Annotated in this window: 14 protein-coding genes; 1 reads left to right on the top strand and 13 read right to left on the bottom strand. The window is 64.9% G+C overall.

Features of this window, described 5'->3' with window-relative positions; translation table 11 throughout:
- Positions 1-79 precede the first annotated feature (79 nt).
- The 8 genes from HBH1_RS00820 to HBH1_RS00785 form a co-directional block, all read right to left on the bottom strand.
- Entirely contained in the window at positions 80-1,396 is a 1,317-nt protein-coding gene (locus HBH1_RS00820; protein WP_102661213.1) for an MFS transporter, read from the bottom strand.
- A gap of 153 nt (positions 1,397-1,549) precedes the next feature.
- The gene (locus tag HBH1_RS00815; protein WP_006465425.1) at positions 1,550-2,704 is read right to left on the bottom strand and encodes an FAD-dependent monooxygenase; all 1,155 of its coding nucleotides are present in this window, start codon (positions 2,702-2,704) and stop codon (positions 1,550-1,552) included.
- A gap of 537 nt (positions 2,705-3,241) precedes the next feature.
- A complete protein-coding gene (locus HBH1_RS00810; protein ID WP_077237739.1) occupies positions 3,242-3,976 on the bottom strand; it encodes an ABC transporter ATP-binding protein in 735 nt (244 codons plus the stop codon).
- Positions 3,973-4,743: an ABC transporter ATP-binding protein gene (locus tag HBH1_RS00805; RefSeq protein ID WP_006465427.1), complete on the bottom strand. Its 771-nt coding sequence runs from the start codon at positions 4,741-4,743 to the stop codon at positions 3,973-3,975. Before HBH1_RS00805 ends, HBH1_RS00810 begins: the two co-directional genes overlap by 4 nt.
- A complete protein-coding gene (locus tag HBH1_RS00800) occupies positions 4,740-6,695 on the bottom strand; it encodes an ABC transporter permease (protein ID WP_102661212.1) in 1,956 nt (651 codons plus the stop codon). The genes HBH1_RS00805 and HBH1_RS00800 overlap by 4 nt, the downstream gene beginning before the upstream one ends.
- Before the next feature lie 71 nt (positions 6,696-6,766).
- Complete coding sequence (locus tag HBH1_RS00795) at positions 6,767-7,930, bottom strand: ABC transporter substrate-binding protein (RefSeq protein ID WP_102661549.1); 1,164 nt, start codon at positions 7,928-7,930, stop codon at positions 6,767-6,769.
- A gap of 139 nt (positions 7,931-8,069) precedes the next feature.
- Positions 8,070-9,110 carry a porin gene (locus tag HBH1_RS00790; protein ID WP_102661211.1) on the bottom strand — a complete coding sequence of 347 codons (1,041 nt, stop codon included), beginning with the start codon at positions 9,108-9,110 and terminating at the stop codon, positions 8,070-8,072.
- Between the two features lie 573 nt (positions 9,111-9,683).
- The gene (locus HBH1_RS00785; RefSeq protein ID WP_102661210.1) at positions 9,684-10,298 is read right to left on the bottom strand and encodes a flavin reductase family protein; all 615 of its coding nucleotides are present in this window, start codon (positions 10,296-10,298) and stop codon (positions 9,684-9,686) included.
- A gap of 193 nt (positions 10,299-10,491) precedes the next feature.
- Here HBH1_RS00785 and HBH1_RS00780 point away from each other — a divergent pair, with 193 nt between their 5' ends.
- Positions 10,492-10,932: a MarR family winged helix-turn-helix transcriptional regulator gene (locus HBH1_RS00780; RefSeq protein ID WP_006465432.1), complete on the top strand. Its 441-nt coding sequence runs from the start codon at positions 10,492-10,494 to the stop codon at positions 10,930-10,932.
- 22 nt (positions 10,933-10,954) lie between these two features.
- Here HBH1_RS00780 and HBH1_RS00775 read toward each other — a convergent pair whose 3' ends face one another.
- The 5 genes from HBH1_RS00775 to HBH1_RS00755 are packed head-to-tail and all read right to left on the bottom strand — an operon-like array spanning position 10,955 to position 16,662.
- The gene (locus HBH1_RS00775; protein WP_102661209.1) at positions 10,955-13,246 is read right to left on the bottom strand and encodes a xanthine dehydrogenase family protein molybdopterin-binding subunit; all 2,292 of its coding nucleotides are present in this window, start codon (positions 13,244-13,246) and stop codon (positions 10,955-10,957) included.
- A 59-nt stretch (positions 13,247-13,305) separates the two neighbouring features.
- A complete protein-coding gene (locus HBH1_RS00770; RefSeq protein ID WP_077237732.1) occupies positions 13,306-13,929 on the bottom strand; it encodes an isochorismatase family protein in 624 nt (207 codons plus the stop codon).
- Positions 13,930-13,973: 44 nt separating this feature from the next.
- Positions 13,974-15,029, bottom strand: a complete 1,056-nt coding sequence (locus HBH1_RS00765) for a 2,5-dihydroxypyridine 5,6-dioxygenase NicX family protein (RefSeq protein WP_102661208.1) — start codon at positions 15,027-15,029, stop codon at positions 13,974-13,976.
- Between the two features lie 41 nt (positions 15,030-15,070).
- Positions 15,071-15,895 (bottom strand): alpha/beta fold hydrolase, encoded by an 825-nt coding sequence (locus tag HBH1_RS00760; RefSeq protein WP_102661207.1) that lies wholly within the window; start codon positions 15,893-15,895, stop codon positions 15,071-15,073.
- An 11-nt stretch (positions 15,896-15,906) separates the two neighbouring features.
- A complete protein-coding gene (locus HBH1_RS00755) occupies positions 15,907-16,662 on the bottom strand; it encodes a maleate cis-trans isomerase family protein (protein WP_102661206.1) in 756 nt (251 codons plus the stop codon).
- Positions 16,663-16,830 lie beyond the last annotated feature (168 nt).

Raw genomic sequence — 16,830 nt, 5'->3', positions numbered from 1 at the left:
TGGCTATTCCAGTGAAAAAAAAGCCACCGCACGCAGCGGTGGCTCCCTCGAAGCAACAGGCTCCGGCGATGCTACAGACTCATTCCAGCGCCCGATTGCGCGACTCCACATCCACGCACAGGATCGCAACGGCACCGGCGACCAGGAAGGCCGACAGCATCACCAGCGACAGCGTGAAGTGGCTGGCCATGACCGGGGCGATGATGGCCGGGGCGAACAGGCCGCCGAAGCGGGCCACGGCGCCGGCCGTGCCCATGCCGCTGGCGCGCAGGTCGGTCGGGTACACCTCGGGCGTGAAGGCATACAGCGCGGCCCAGGTGCCCAGCAGGGAGAAGCTCAGCAACAGCGTGGAACCGACCACCAGCTTGGGATCGCTGCCCAGGCTGTAGAGCATGCACCCCACCGCCGACAACAACAGGAAACCGACCAGGGTGGGCTTGCGGCCCCAGCGCTCGACCCCGTAGGCCGACAGCGCATAGCCAGGCAACTGCACCAGCGCCAGGAAGATCAGGAAGATCTGGCCACGCATGAAGCCGAAGCCCTCCGAACCCAGCTTGACCGGCAGGTAGACAAACACGCCATAGTAGGCAATCGAGATCAGCCCCCAGGCCAGGTACAGCGACAGGCTGCGGCGCCGCAGGGCGGCCGAGAACAGCGCGCTCATGGGCTTGCGCTCCACCACTTCCGGCTGCAGCGGCGGAATCGGGGTGCTGCTGCCGTTGACCTTGGCGACCCGCTCCAGTACCTTGCGGGCGGCGTCGGACTTGCCGCTGCGGTTGAGGTACATGGGCGACTCCGGCACGTAGAAGCGCAGCACCACGCCCACCAGCGCCGGCAGGCCGGTGACGAAGAAGATCACGCGCCAGGCATCGTTGCCCCAGCTCACCGCTACCAGTGCCAGCACTGCCAGGCAGATGGTGCCGATGGCCCAGAACGATTCCAGCATCACCAGCCAGCGACCGCGACGGGCGCTGGGCAGGAATTCGGCCATCATGGTGTAGTCCACCGGCAGCGTGCCACCCACGCCGATACCGGTCAGCAGGCGCAGTGCCAGCAACCAGGTGAAGTCAGGAGCGAAGGCCGAGGCCACGCCGAAACAGGCATCGATCACCACCGCGCACATGAGCACCGGACGACGGCCGATGCGGTCGGCCAGGCGACCGAAGACGAAGGCGCCCAGCAGCATGCCCACGAAGAACATGGTGCCGCTCTGCAGCGCCTGCGGCACCGTCAGGCCGAAGGTCTTGGCGATGGTCGGCGCCGAAAAACCGATGGACAACACCTGCATCGCATCGGCCAGCCAGACCAGGCCGAAGATGACGAACAAGCGGTACTGGAACTTACCGACCCCGGCGGCCTGTAGCCCCTTTTCCACTGTCGCGGGTAGCGTGGACATGCAACTCTCCTCAAATGATCGAACCGGCAACCGGTCTTGCCGGCTGCCTGGCTTCCTCACCGGCGCTGTTCACCGGTGACATGAATGATGCAAGAGCCGGGCCATCTTCGCTTTCCCACGAAGCCGGCCCGGCGGTGATTCAGGCGAAACCGCTCAGGCTGCGGCCTTGCTCGGTGAGACCAGCGGCTCGGTGAAGACATCGTAGCCGAAGCACCAGGACGGGTCTTCGTTGGTACGCAGCCAGGTGTTCTCGTGCGAGATGCGCTGGACCTTGCTGGCGCGGGTAGCGCGATTGGCTTCGTAGAGGGCGAAGGCGTCGGCGTAGTTGCTCACGCCGACTTCCTTGAAGCAGCGTGCCAGCATGGCGCCATCCTCGATGGCCATGGCCGCGCCCTGCGCCATGTGCGGCTTCATCGGGTGGCAGGCATCGCCCAGCAGCACCAGGCGGCCACGGCTCCACAGCGGCAGCGGGTCGCGCTCCAGCAGCGACCACTTGGTCACTTCCACGGTGGCATCCACCAGCGCCTGCACGGTCGGGTGCCAGCCACGGAAGGTCTCGCGCATCTCTTCCTTGCTGGAAGGCAGCCAGCGGTCGTTCAGGTCCCATTTCTCGACCGGCACACCGGTCACGTAGTAGAGCTCGTCGGCCTTGCTGGTGACGAAGTAGGTCATCATGTGACGGTCATCGCTCCACCACTTCACGCAGGCATCGAAGGGCAGCATGCCGGCCTTGACCTCGGGGGTGGGGAACACGGCGCGGTGCGCCAGGTAACCGGCGTACTTGGGCGGTTCCACGCCCAGCAGTTCTTCGCGGATGCGGGAGTTGACGCCATCGGCGCCGATGACGATGTCGGCTTCTTCGGTGGTGCCGTCGGCAAAGCTGAGGATGACCACGTTGCCGCGATCCTCGACCTTGGTCAGGCACTTGTCGAAGCTCACGCGATCGCTGGGCAAGGCCTTGATCAGCAGTTCATGGAAATCGCCACGATGCACCGTCAGGTAGGAGGCGCCATAGTGCTTGACGGCGTAGTCGCCCAGCGGAATCTGCGCCAGCACGTCGCCGGTCTCCCAGTGGCGGCTGTACCAGAAGTCGGGACGCGAACCCTGGCGGTTCATCTCATCCTCGATGCCGATGCGACGCAGCACCTTCATCACATTGGGGCCGACGTGGATGCCAGCTCCCAGGCGGGAGAAACCGGGCGCCTGCTCATAGACGCGCACATTGAAACCTTCCTGCAGCAGCAGCGCCGCCGTAGCGGCACCGCCCAGGCCTGCGCCGACGACGGCGATACGTGGGGAATTGGACACTCTGATCTCCTTGCGAAATAGGTAGGAAGCTGGGTTGAAGCCGGGATAAAAGCGACGACGGAAACGATCCTGATACGCCGAATGAAATACAGTGTACACACTCTATTTTTAAAAGAATAGAGGTTTATCGAAGAGATTTTTCGTGCTGCATTGCAGTGCGAAACATGACCAATAACAGGGCGATAAATGCCAGTTTGGTGCGGAATTCCGGGGGGGTGGAAGAGAATTGAAGCGGATCTGCCGGGCCGCTTGATTTAAAGCGTACACATCATTTATTACACAAACAGGCAAGGCCTTTTCCGGCCCCGGGCAGGCCGCAGGCGGCAGGCAGCGCCCAGACCCGGCCGCGTCGGCCGGCAGCTCCACCCTGCCGTTCGGGCGAGGCGGCGCTGCCGCCATGGACCGGCTTGGTGGCCGGGAGCACCGCAACCGGAGAAGCACGCCACCCTTATGCAGCGCAACAAACCAGGCGAGAGAGGAAATGGCGATCAAGCTACAGCGATCCCGACGCCACCTCCTCCCACGCCAGACGCCCTGCTACACCGACAGGTAAGCCCGTCGCACCTCTTCATCGGCCGCCAGTTGCGCCATGCTGCCCTGGTAACGGATATGACCGTTCTCCAGCACGTAGGCACGGTCGCTGACCAGCTCGGCGAAGTGCAGGTTCTGCTCCGACAACAGGATGGCCATGCCTTCGCGCTTCAGGGTCATGATCATGTTGGCCATCTGTTCGACGATGACCGGTGCCACCCCTTCCGAGGGCTCGTCCAGCAGCACCAGGTAGGGGTTGCCCATGAGCGTGCGCGAGACGGTCAGCATCTGCTGCTCGCCACCGCTCATCTGGCCGCCCGGGCGGTCCGGCATTTCACCCAGGTTGGGGAAGAGCTGGAACAGCTTTTCCGGCGTCCACTGGACGGCGCCTTCCCGCGCCGGCTGGCGGCCCACCTCCAGGTTTTCCATCACCGACAGGTCGGAAAAGACGCGTCGGTCTTCGGGCACGAAGCCCATGCCGTCGCGGGCGATCTCATAGGGACGGGCGCGGCTGATGTCCTTGCCGCGAAAACTGACTTCGCCCTCGGCCCGGTCCAGCAGGCCCATCACCGCCTTCATGGTGGTGGACTTGCCGGCACCGTTGCGCCCCATCAGGGCGACCACTTCGCCGCGCCCCACTTCCAGGGCGACGTCGAACAGGATGTGGGCGCGCCCATAGAAGGCGTTCAGTCCGCTGACCTTGAGCAGCGGATCGGTCTTGGGGGATACGGTGGCGCTCACGATGGGCTTCCTTCCTTCTCGAATGTCTTGCCGCTGCCGAAATAGACTTCCTGCACCTTGGGATGATTGCGGATGGTCTCTCCATCGCCCTCGGCGATCAGTTGCCCGCGCGCCAGCACGATCATGCGGTCGGCAAAAGCAAACACCACATCCATGCTGTGCTCGGTGAAGAGCACCGACATGTTCTTTTCCAGCACCAGGCGCTTGGTCAGGGCCATCAGTTCATTGCGCTCCTTGGGCGCCATGCCGGCCGTGGGCTCGTCCATCAGCAACAGGCGCGGCCGGTTGGCCAGGGCGATGGCCAGCTCCACCCGCTTGACGTCGCCATAGGCCAGCACGCCGCAGGGGCGCTGCGCCTGCGCGGCCATGCCGACCTGCTCCAGCAGGGCCATGGCCTCATCGGCAAAGTAGGAGCCCGCCGGCCGCCACAGACCGAACAGCTTGCGCTGGCGCGACATCAGCGCCATCTGCACGTTTTCCAGCACGGTCATGGAACTGAAGGTGGCCGAGATCTGGAAGGTGCGCCCGACACCGAGCCGCCAGATGTCACGTGGCTTCATGCCGGCGATATCGTGGCCGTCGAAGCGGATGCTGCCGGTCTCGGGCCGGTACTGGCCGTTGAGGATGTTGAAGCAGGTCGATTTGCCGGCGCCATTCGGCCCCAGCAGTGCCAGCAACTGGCCCGGCGGCAGGTCGAAAGAGACGCCATTGACGGCCTTGTTGCCGCCGAAGGATTTACTGATGTTGTCTACTGTCAGCAGGCTCATGCCGCCTCCTTGCCGATACCGGCTTTCAGTTCCGGGGCTCCACCGCTCCCCTTGCTCCCCTGGCGCCCCAGACGTGCCGGGCCACCGACGAAGCGCTGGAAATAGCCGGCGATGCCCGCCGGGAACAGCAGCACCAGCGCCAGGATCACCAGCCCGAGAATGGCGCGCCAGTAATCGGTCTCGCGAGCGATCACATCCTGCAGCCAGGTGAAGAGCGACGCGCCCACCACCGGTCCCAGCAAGGTCTGCAGGCCGCCCAGCATGACCATCACCAGACCATCGACCGACCGGCTCACGCTGATGGCTTCCGGCGAGATGCTGCCCTTGGAGAAGGCGAACAGCACCCCAGCCGCACCGCAGAATACGCCGGCCAGCGCAAAGGCCAGCCATTGCATGCGCTTGACGTCGATGCCGATGGCGTCCGAACGCAGCACCGAATCACGGGCGGCGCGCATGGCATAGCCGAAGGGCGCGAACAGCACACGGCGCAACAGCAGCAGGCCGGCCACCGCGCAGCCCAGCGCCAGGTAGTAATAGGCCAGCGGCGAGGCCAGCCAGGCTGACGGCCAGACGCCGACCAGCCCGTTGCTGCCGCCGGTGACCTCATCCCATTGATAGATGATGGCCCAGACGATCTGTGCGAAGGCCAGGGTCAGCATGGCCAGGTACACGCCCGACAGGCGCACGCTGAACCAGCCGAACAGCAGCGCGCCCAGCCCGGCCACCAGCGGACCGACCACCAGCGCCAGTTCCATCGGCCAGTGCAGCTTGACCACCAGCATCGCCGCCGCATAGGCACCCAGCCCGAAATAGGCCGCGTGACCAAAGGAATGCATGCCGCCCGGCCCCATGATGAAGTGCAGGCTGGCCGCAAACAGCACGGCGATGAAGATTTCCACCAGCAGCACCGTCAGGTAGGGGAAGCTGTGCGACAGCAAGGGCGCCGCCAGCAACAGTGCCACGGCGGCCCAGGCCAGCTTGCGCACACCGGCGCCGGCCGGGGCCAGCGGTGCTTCCGGCTGGCCGGTGCTGCGAGCGGCGGCCTGGGGCTTGCCCATCAGGCCCCAGGGGCGGACCACCAGGATCACTGCCATGACCAGGAATTCCACCACCAGCGTCAGCTTGGACAGCGAGATCACCACCCCGAACACCGACACCTGGCCGATGGCCACGCACAGGGCCTTGATCTCGGCAATCAGCAGGGCCGCCAGGAAGGCACCGGGGATCGACCCCATGCCGCCGACCACCACCACCACGAAGGCGTTGCCGATGGTCTCCAGGTCCAGCGCCAGGTTGGCGGGGATGCGCGGCCCCTGCAGGGCGCCGCCCAGGCCAGCCAGGAAGCAGCCCAGCGCGAACACGCCGGTAAACAGCCAGGACTGGTTGATGCCCAGGGCGCCGACCATTTCGCGGTCCTGGGTGGCGGCGCGGATCAGGGTCCCCCAGCGGGTGCGGTTCAGGACCAGCCACAGCACGCCCAACACCAGCGGGCCGATGGCGATCAGCACCAGGTCGTATTGCGGAATGCGCCGGCCCAGCAGTTGCACCGCGCCACCCAGGCCGGGCGCGCGCGGGCCGAACAGGTCTTCCGGCCCCCACAGGTAGAGCGCGGCATCCTTGAACACCAGCACCAGCGCAAAGGTGGCGAGCAGCTGGAATAGCTCCGGGGCACGGTAGATGCGGCGCAGGATGAGGATTTCCACCAGGGCGCCCAGCACCGCCACGGCCATCGCCGAAAGCAGTACCGCGCTCCAGAAACCGAGGCCGCTGGCGCCAATCAAGGACACCAGCGTGTACACCACATAGATGCCCACCATGTAGAACGAGCCGTGGGCGAAGTTGACGATGCGCGTGACACCGAAGATCAGCGACAGACCGGCCGCCACCAGGAACATGGTGGAAGCGTCGGCCAGCCCGTTGATCATCTGCACGATCAGGCTAGAGAGAGTCATGCTTTATCCCCTGTGACCACGGTCCTGCGCAGCACGGGGCTGCGCAGGACCGCTGCAAGGCGTGTACCAGCTTAGTTGGCCGCACGCAGTTTCTTGACTTCGGCATCCGGCAATTGCACCGAAGCGCCATCGACGTAGCTGAAGTTGACCATGATGCCGCGACCATCCTTGAGTGCCGTACGTCCCACGTGGGCGCCCAGGGTGGACTGGTGGTCCTGGCTGCGATAGACGATGGGGCCGGACGGGGTCGCGACCTTCAGGCCCGAGAAGGCGGCCGCCAGCTTGTCGCTCTCCACCGAGCCAGCCGCCTTGATGCCGGTGGCGATCGACATCAGCGCCACATAGCCGACCAGGGACCCGTTGCGCGGGTAGTCATTGAATTTCTTGCGATAGGCGTCGACGAATTTCTTGTGCTCGGGGGTATCGATGGCATACCAGGGGTAGCCGGTGACGATCCAGTTGACCGGCGCCTCGTTCTTCAGCGGATCGAGATATTCCGGCTCGCCGGTCAGCAGCGACACCACTTCGCGTCCCTCGAACAGGCCACGGGTATTGCCCTCGCGCACGAACTTGCCGAGGTCGGCACCGAAGAGCGCATTGAAGATCGCATCCGGCTTGGCATCGGCCAGCGCCTGAGTGACCGAACCGGCATCGATCTTACCCAGGGGCGGCGCCTGTTCGGCGACGAATTCGATATCCGGCTGGCGCTCCTGCATCAGTTTCTTGAAGGTAGCGATGGCGGACTGGCCGTATTCGTAGTTGGGATAGACCAGCGCCCAGCGCTTCTTCTTCAGCTTGGCCGCCTCATTGACCAGCGAGGCCACCAGCATGTAGGTGGAGGGACGCAGGCGATAGGTGTACTGGTTGCCGTTCTGCCAGACGATCTTGTCGGTCAGCGGTTCAGCCGCCAGGAAGAAGATCTTGCGCTGCTTGGCATAGTCGGTCAGTGCCAGGCCGGTGTTGGAGAGGAAGCCGCCGAACAGCAGCGACACCTGTTCGCGGGTCACCAGTTCCTCGGCCACCCGCACCGAGTCACCAGGGTTGCCGTTGTCATCGCGGGAGATGATTTCCACCTTCTTGCCCAGCAGGCCGCCGGCGGCATTGATTTCTTCCTGGGCCAGTTCCCAGCCACGGCGGTACGGTTCGAGGAAGGCCGGTTGGGCCTTGTAGCTGTTGACTTCGCCAATCTTGATGGTGGATTGGGCCAGTGCGCCGGCAGCGGCCGTCAGGCCCAGTGCGGCGACAACGAGATGCTTTAGATGCTTGAGATGGAGGGAGACGTTCACGATCTTTCCTTTCTGCACCCGCAGGTGCAAGCAACGGCAGGGGAAGGAAGGCGCGCCGGGTGGAGCCCGCGCACCTTCCGGCAGCGCATCAGAACAGGTGACGGATACCGAACTGTATGCCGTTCACCGTGCCGCCACTGGCCGGCACGTTCTTGGTGATCGGCGCGGCACCGGCCAGCGAGAAGGTGGCACCGTTGCTGTTGGTCAGATGGGCATAGGTGGTGTAGAGCATGGTGCGCTTGGACAGGTCATAGGTGCCGATCAGGCTGATCTGACGAGCATCGCGGCCAGCGCCGGTGCTGTCCTTGGCCCAGCCGTAGCCGGCCCCGATGGTGGCCTGCGCGCTCAGGCGATAGTTGGCCGAGATCGAGTACGCGCCGTAGTAGCTGCCGCGCACATTGGTGGTGGCAGCCGCACCGAGGTTGTTGCCACGGTAGTAGCCCAGGAAGATCTTGCCGTTGCCATAGTCATAGGCACCCCCGGCGAAGGTGGAGCGGATGGCGATGTTGTCGTTGGCGCTGTTCTGGGTGGAATGGCTCAGGCCCAGGTAGAACGGACCGCTTTCGTACTCGCCGGCCAGCATATAGGTGGACAGGCCGTTCTTGGGCGTGGTCTGCTCGCCCAGGCCGTAGTAGGCCTGCAGCTTGAAGCCGCGCATCACCGGCGAGATATAGCCGATCACGTTGTCGTAGCGCGGCGTGTAGGCCGAGACATTGTTCAGGAAGGAGGCATAGGTCGCACCGGCAAAGGCATCCAGGCGCGCAATCATCAGGAAGCCCGGCGAGTTCTGCCGACCCAGGCGCAGCTCACCCAGGTTATTGGCCAGGCCGACCCAGGACTGGCGGTTGAACAGGCGGGTGCTGTCGTGCATGCCACCAGTGTCGGAGGCGAAGCCGTTTTCCATCTGGAAGTTGGCGCGCAGGCCGCCACCCAGGTCTTCGGTCCCCTTGAAGCCCAGGCGGCTGGCCTGGTAGCCACCGCTGTCCAGCGACACCACCGAACCGCGACCGCTCGCATTGGTGTAGCCCAGGTAGGTATCGACCACGCCATAGATGGTGACGTTGGATTGCGCCATCGCGCCGCTCGCGCAGAACAGACTGCCGGCCGCGAGTGCCCATGCTTTTTTCATGTTGTTTTCCCTTTTGTTGAAGTGTTGGAGGTGTTGCTGGTGATGCAGTTACTGCAGGTGCTGCTTTCCTGCCTGGCCCGGTGATCCGGGCTTCTGTCTGAAACTGTCTTCGGCGCTTGTCTGGTGTTGTCCTGCACGCAGTGGCTGCGGCATTGGCGAGGCCGTACAACGGCACTGAAAAGCCTCGCCGATCACTTCTTTTTTATGACGTATGCGCTCTATATTTTGAGTGTTAGCAAAATACAGGCCAGCCTTGACCCAGCTCAAGAAGCTCAGGTATTTACTGCTTTACTATTGGATTAACGCGCTACAGACGGGGTTTTGCAGCTTGTCTCCGCGGCGCCCCGAAAACCGTCTTTGCATTTCTTATTTATAATGTGTACACCATATTAATGCGAAACCGGAAAACTGCACAAGCAGAGTGCGTTGTGCACCACGACATCGCGTCGACGGCAACGCAAATGGCGACATGGGAAATGGAGGAAGCGCGGTCGGCAGACCGGCGAAGCAGGAAGGTGACATCGCCAGCAGTGGATGCAGCCGTGGCCGCACCGCCCTGGTCGAGGGAGGGAATCAGCGTGGACGCGGCAAGGTGAAGTTGGATTCGGTACGGCTGCGGCCATACCATTCGCCGCCCATGCGGAAGAGCAGATCGACCTGGCCCGGATCTAGCTTGCCATCGGCATCCAGCAACTGGTCATCCACGTGCGCGGCCAGCACCTGACCGAAGATCAGGTGGCAGGATGGCTCATGGCGCGGATAGGGCTCCATCATCGCCAGCTTGCACTCGAAGCTGGCCACCGCACCCTCGACGCGGGGCGGCTGCACCAGCCGGCTGGGCGCGGCCTGCAGGCCGCAGGCCTCGAATTCGCTGACGCCGGCCTCGAAGGGAAAGGACGTCGCATTGAGGACCTGGGCCTGCGCCGGTCCGGCCAGATTGACCACGAACTCGCCGCTGGCACTGATGTTGTTGACGGTGTCCTTGAGCTTGCCACCCCGCTGCAGCAGCGGGCAGATCAGCAGGGTCGGCGGCTTGCCGGTGATCATCTGGAAGAAGCTGAACGGCGCCAGGTTGGCCCGCCCCTGCCCGTCCAGCGTGGAAACCCAGGCGATAGGACGGGGCACGATCAGCGCCGACATCCATTCATAAGCTTCGACGGGCTTGAGCCCTGCGAAATCGATCAACATTGTTCAACTCTCTCCGATGACAAGCACGACAACTCTCAAATCGGCGCCCCGCAAGCGCGCCAAGGCATCCGTGGCAGGCAAGGCCGCAGCGACGCTTGCCTATACAGGCGGCAGGCAGGACATTAGAATCAGCAGCTGCCCCCTGCTCGCCGCCGGCGAACAAGGCATGCCAAGCCACCCATCCCTTGCGCCAATGACCAAGAAGCCCGCCACCGCCGACTATCATTTCTCCGACCAGATCGGGCACCTGCTGCGCCGCGCCTACCAGCGCCACGCCGCCATTTTCCAGCAACATATCCCGGATTCGCAACTGACGGCCGCGCAGTTCGTGACGCTGTGCGCGATCCGCGACCTGCAGACCTGCTCGCTCTCTGACATCGTCAAGGTGACCGCCATCGACCAGGCCACCATCCGTGGCATCGTCGAACGCCTGAAGGCGCGCGACCTGATCGAGTTGTCCCATGACGAGGCCGACCGCCGCAAGGTCCTGGTGTCGCTCAGCAAGAACGCCACCGCGCTGGTGGCCGATACCGTCCCCTTCGCCGCCCAGATCACCGAGGCCACCTATGGCAATCTCAATCCGGCCGAGCGCGTGGCACTGGTGTTCCTGCTGCGCAAGATGATCGACGAATAAGGCCGCCAGGCTACTCAATTGCTCATGGCGCCGGCAAGGGCTCGCGCAGCCCCGCCAGGATGCATTCCGCGTTGAAGGGCGGTTGGCGGAAGCGACGCCCGGTGGCATCGAAGAGCGCATTGGACAGCGCCGCCGCACTCGGCACCGAGGCCGATTCGCCCGCCCCCATGGGGGGCTGGTCCTGGCGCTGCATCAGCACGATCTCGATGGGCGGCACTTCCGTGAAATGCAGGATGGGATAGGCGCCCCACTCCAGGCTGGTGGTCCCCTGCGGGCCGAAACTGACGCGCTCCTTCAAGACCCGGCTCAGCGATTGCAGGATGTTGCCGTGCATCTGGTGGCGCACGCCATCGGGATTGACCATCATGCCGGTATCCTGCCCCACCACCAGCGACGTCACCTTCAGCGCGCCATCGGCGGGATCGACTTCGATATCGATGACCCAGGCAGACCAGGCCGCACCGAACCCGGGGAACTTGCTGTGGACATAGCGCGCATAGGCGATGCCGCGTCCGCGCAGCTTGCCGTCGGCCTCCGGCGTGCCACGCGAACCGCTGGCACCGGCCACCCAGCCGGCCTTCTCCGCCACGGCCTGCAGCAGCGCGCTGGCACGCTCGTCGGGCAGGTGCGCCAGGCGATAGGCCAGACGATCCTCCCGGGCCAGCTCGGCCAGTTCATCGATGAAGACTTCATGGGCAAAGGAGTTCGGCATGGCCGAGACTCCGCGCAACCAGCCGGCACGCACGATGGGTGCGACGTCGTCGCAATCGATCTGCAGGTGCGGGTAGGCATAGGGTGGCACGGCGGTACGATCACCCATCTCCAGCACGCGGGGCTCGGGGGCGATCTTGCCGGTCAGCAGCAGCGCCAGCACCGGCGCATCGTTGGAGGGATAACGGGTCTGGAAGCCATAGGCCGACAGCCGGCCCGCTTCATCGATGGCGCCACGCACCTGCATCAGTTGCGCCGCGCCCTTGGGCTCCCAGGCATGTTCCTGCTCGCGGGTGAGCTGCACGCGCACCGGGCGTCCCACGGCGCGTGACAACAGGGCAGCATCGGCCACCACGTCATCGGCACAGTTGCGGCCGTAGCAGCCGGCGGCTTCCAGCCGGATCACTTCGATCTTTCCTTCATCGAGCTCGCACAGGCGCGCAAGGTCGATGCGCATGACATGCGGATTCTGCGTGCCGGACCAGACGGTCAGGCCTTCTTCGCGATAATCGGCCACCGCGCAGGAGGGGCCGATGGAGGCATGCATCTGGTAGGGCCAGACATAGGTGCGCTCGATGCGCTGGGCAGCGCTGCCCATGGCGGCATCCAGATCGCCCTGGCGCAGCAGTTCGCGGCGCTTGGCCGGCAGGTCGCGCAGGCGGGTCTCCAGGTCGTCCATGGCGGGTAGCGGCGGGATGTCCTTCCAGCGCAGCTTCAATTCGCGCATGGCACGCTGCGCCTGTTCCTCGCGCTCGGCCACCACGCCGACGAAATCGCCCTGCACCACCACCGCCACCAGCCCGGGGATATGGGCCACGGAATCCCGGTCCACCGACAGCAGGCTGTTGCCGATGAAGTCACCACCATCGCGCCCCGGATGCGGCGGGCGCACCACGCGCCCATGCAGCATGCCCGGCACACGCACGTCGTGCACATAGACCGGCTCGGCACGCACCTTGGCGGGAATATCGACGCGCTGCGAACTGCGGCCCACCAGCGTGTACTGGCTGGCCGGCTTCAACGGTACGTCGCCGGGGTCGAGGGTGAGCACGATCTTCTGCCCGGCCAACAGGGTGAAATAGCTGGTACTGCGCTGCGGCTGGTCGGCATCCGTAATGCGCCCCGCTTCGATGCGCAGGCGCGCGACAGGAATACCCCACTGCGCGGCCGCCATGGCCAACAGGTGCTCGCGCGCCTGGGCTGCGGCCTTGCGCAGCGGCACGGCGGAAATCTGGATGGTGGCACTGGCAATGGTGGGCCCCTGGTTGGGGGCTTCCTCGGTGTGACCGAGGATCATGGTGACGCAGTCCATGTCCACGCTCAATTCCTCGGCCACGATCTGCGCCAGTGAAGTGCGGATGCCGGTGCCGAGATCGACGTGACCGTTGAAGGCCAGCACCCGGCCCTCGGCCAGCAGGGCCACGAACACGTCCGGCAGCGGCTGCACATAGGACGAAGCCGCGCCGGGCTGGCCGGGCGCGGGCTTGGCACCGGGTTGCGGGGCGCGGGTCACCAGCAGCGCGTCGCCGCGCTCCAGCAGTTGACGGCGCGCCTCGCGGGGCGTCTGACCGGATGGTTGGCCGGGAGGATTGGTTGCTTGCATCTCAAACCATGGTGCACATCAGATTCATCACGACCCGGACCGCCACTGCCGTCCGGGCATCAAGGCTGGGCGACCACCTTCAGGGCGTCGTCCAGCGGCATCACGGCCGCGTACTTCTGCGCCATGTCGAACAGGTTGGCCTCATGCGGGCCGATGGCGCGGTCACCCACGCAATCGGACACCACCAGCGGGCGGAACCCCCAGGACATGGCATCGACCACGCTGGCGCGCACGCAACCACTGGTCACGGCACCTGCCACCAGCAGGGTCTGCACGCCGTGCTGGGTCAGCCACGGTGCCAGCGAGGTACCGAAGAAGGCCGACGGCACGGTCTTGCGCACCACCAGCTCACCGGCGGCCGGGGTCAGTTCCGGCACGATGGCGCTGCCCGGCAGATCTTCCTTCAGGGTCACCATGCCCGGCACCTTCATGCCAAAGATGTTGCGGTCGGCATCATCGTCGGCGAACACGATGCGGCTGTGCGCCACCGGCCAGCCATGCTGGCGCGCATGAGCCAGCAGGCTGCGCGTGCGTTCGATGGCCGGGCCGATGTTGCCGCCGCCGAACTGGGCCGGGTCGGCGAAGCTGTTGACGAAATCGACGATCAGCAGACCGAACGGCGGTTTCATTTCCAGCGTCTGGCCGAAGCCCTGGCGCTGGTAGGTTTCCACTTCCTTGTGCATCGTATCTTCCTTTTGAAGAGACTGCCGGGCGCACCCGGCTGGCCTCATTGCGAATTGCCGTAGACGAAGCCGTCCAGCACCTTGCCGTCCTTGACCACCGGCGTGCCATCCAGCGCCACCGTGCAACGGCGCAGGGGGATGTCGATGTGGCAGGCGGTGGTGCGGCTACCGCCGGCTTCGTTGTTGGGGCCGAAGGAGAACAGGAAATTGCCTTCGTAGGCGCGGGCATCCATGCCGATGGTGGCTTCGCGGTCGTACATGGCCAGCGTGGACCATTGCGCGCGCGGTTGCAGGCCCCAGCCGATGTGCGACATGGCATAGGCTTCCGGGTCCTTGAAGGAGGCCATGTAGTCGCTCAGCAGCTCGGCATCCAGGCCGCCCTCGATGTCGGTGACGAAACCATTCTTGACCGTCACCACGATGGCTTCCTGGGCATAGCATTTCATGGGCAGCAGGATATCGCCGCGATCGATGACCAGGGTGCCGTTGGTCTGGCGCTCATTGGGCCAGGTCAGCACGAAGCCGCTGGGCCAGTGGTCCCAGCGTCCCGGCTGATCGACGAAGCCGTATTCCTGGATCACCGGGAATTCGCCCAGCGGGCAGCGCAGGTCGGTCCCGGCGTCCGAGGTGATGTGCATCTCGCGCTTGCCCTCCAGCAGACGCGCCGCCTGCGACACGCGGCGTCGGTCGTCTGCGCTGGGGACCATGCGCACCAGCACCTCGGGCGGCTCCACGGCCAGCAGGATCTTGGTGCCGGTGGCGAGGATTTCATGCTGCTCGGGCGAGAACAGCAGGGTCATCAGGTCCAGCACCAGGTCGCTTTCCTTGAGGGCGGCGATGGCGGCGCGGTTGCCGGTCAGGGGCGTGGTGCCGAGATAGGCCAGCGAGTCGCGGCTCAGGGCCTTCTCGGCATTGACCGGCGGCAGGTCCAGCCGATTGACGGTGGCGCCCATGAGCGCGGCGGCGGTCATGGCGGTGGACAGGGTCTGCGGATGGGTACTGCTGCTGGTGAGCACGGTGACGATCTGTCCCGACTCCAGCTTCGACAGGGTCAGCACCTCTTTCCAGGCGCTGATCAGGTCATGGTCGCTGACGGCCATGGTGTTCTCCTTTGCAATCGGTCTTGCGATGAACGCGGCCCTTACAGCGGCGCGCCGAGGAAGTCGCCAAAGGCGGCGTAGAAGCCGGCCTCGTTGTCCCAGGGGATCATGTGGCCGGCGTCTTCCACCCGGCTCACCACCAGCTGCGGCAAGAGGCCCTGCAGTTCCTGCACGTCCTCGGGCAGGATGACGTCGCCGCGCGAGGCCTGCATCAACATCACCGGTAGTTTCAGGGCCGGCAGGTCGGCATGGAAATCATCGGTATGGAAGCCCTCGAAGCTGGCGATCACGGCCCGCTCGTCGCAGGTGTGCAGCCACTCGGCACGCAGTTGCAGTTGCTGTTCGGTCCAGGTCGGGCAGAAGGCGCGCATCTGCTCGGCCGAATAACCTTCGCGCGCCAAACGCATGGAATCCACGTACCAGGGCAGCTTGGAGGGATAGGCGCGACGCCCCGGGCCGGAGACCGGCGGATCGACCATGACCAGCCGCGTCAGGCCGCGTGGCTGCTGGCTGGCGGCGCGGGCGCCGATGCGTCCGCCCATGGAGTGCCCGACCACTGCATAGCGCTCCAGGCCAAGCGCTTCGGCCAGGGCGATGACGTCGGCCGCCTGCGCATCCAGGCTGTAGTCCAGCGTCTCCGAGGCCGAAGACAGGCCACGGCCGCGCACGTCCAGCACATAGGTATCGAACTGCTGGCCAAACCGTTCGCCGACGAAGCCCCAGGTCACTGCCGGGCTGGTGATGCCGGGGACGATGATGACGGCGTCGCGACCGGCACGCTCGCCATCCTTGCCGCCGAAGCGCAGGTAATGCTGGCGGATGCCGTTGGCCAGGATGTTGGCACCGTAGAGGAAGCTGCTCTGCATGGCGGCCCCTCTCAGTAGGCGCCGGAGAGCAGCGCGCCGGCACCCGGCACGATGCGGTCCAGCTCCAGGCGCTTGAGCATGGCGTAGGTGGTGGCCACGGCGGCGGTGATGACGGGCTTGCCGGTCATCGCCTCGACCTGCGCGATCACCGGCAGCGAGGGCATCTGCACGCAGGCCGACAGCACGATGGCGTCGGCCTGGCTGGTATCCATCTGGGCCACGATGGCCGGCAGCCTGGCCGGGTCATGCCGGGCCACGTCGAGGTTGTCGGGGATTTCCAGGGCACGGTAGTCCAGCACCTCATAGCCTTCGTGGCGGATGTAGTCCACCACCAGCTCGGTGAGCGGCTTCATGTAGGGCGCGACCACCACGATCTTCTTGGCACCGATGACCTTGAGCGCATCGATGAGCGCGCCGGCACTGGTGACCACCGGGGCATCGGCGCCGTTGGCGGCGGTGTGGGCGGTCAGGCGTTGCTCGGACTGGCGGTGATAACCACGGCCCATGGCCATGATGGCCACCAGGCAGGCATAGCCCAGCACATCGACGCGGGCATCGGACAGCTCGACGGCACAGCGGTCGGATTCACCATCCATGGCAGCCAGTTCTTCCTTGACCACCTTCTTCATGCGCATGCGGCTGGAGTGGAAGGTGAAGCGCTCGGGGCGGATCGCCTGGCGTGCCGTCAGCATGGCCGGGATCTCGGTCTCCATGGTGGTGTTGGAACTGGGGACGATTTGCCCGATACGGTAAAGACGCTGCTGCATGTGAGGTTCTCCTTGATCTGCCATGGTCATGCGAAGTTCGCTAATTTGTAATGCATACACTATATTTAATCATTTCCACGATCTTTGCAACCGGGATTTTCCGGCGCACCAGCAGCGCCAGCCAAATCCCCTTTTATGTGCGATGCAGCACCAAATACGGGAGTTTTA

It is taken from the genome of Herbaspirillum sp. BH-1, assembly GCF_002870055.1.
GTDB lineage: Bacteria > Pseudomonadota > Gammaproteobacteria > Burkholderiales > Burkholderiaceae_D > Herbaspirillum > Herbaspirillum frisingense.
This window is presented reverse-complemented; position numbering and strand designations above follow the sequence as displayed.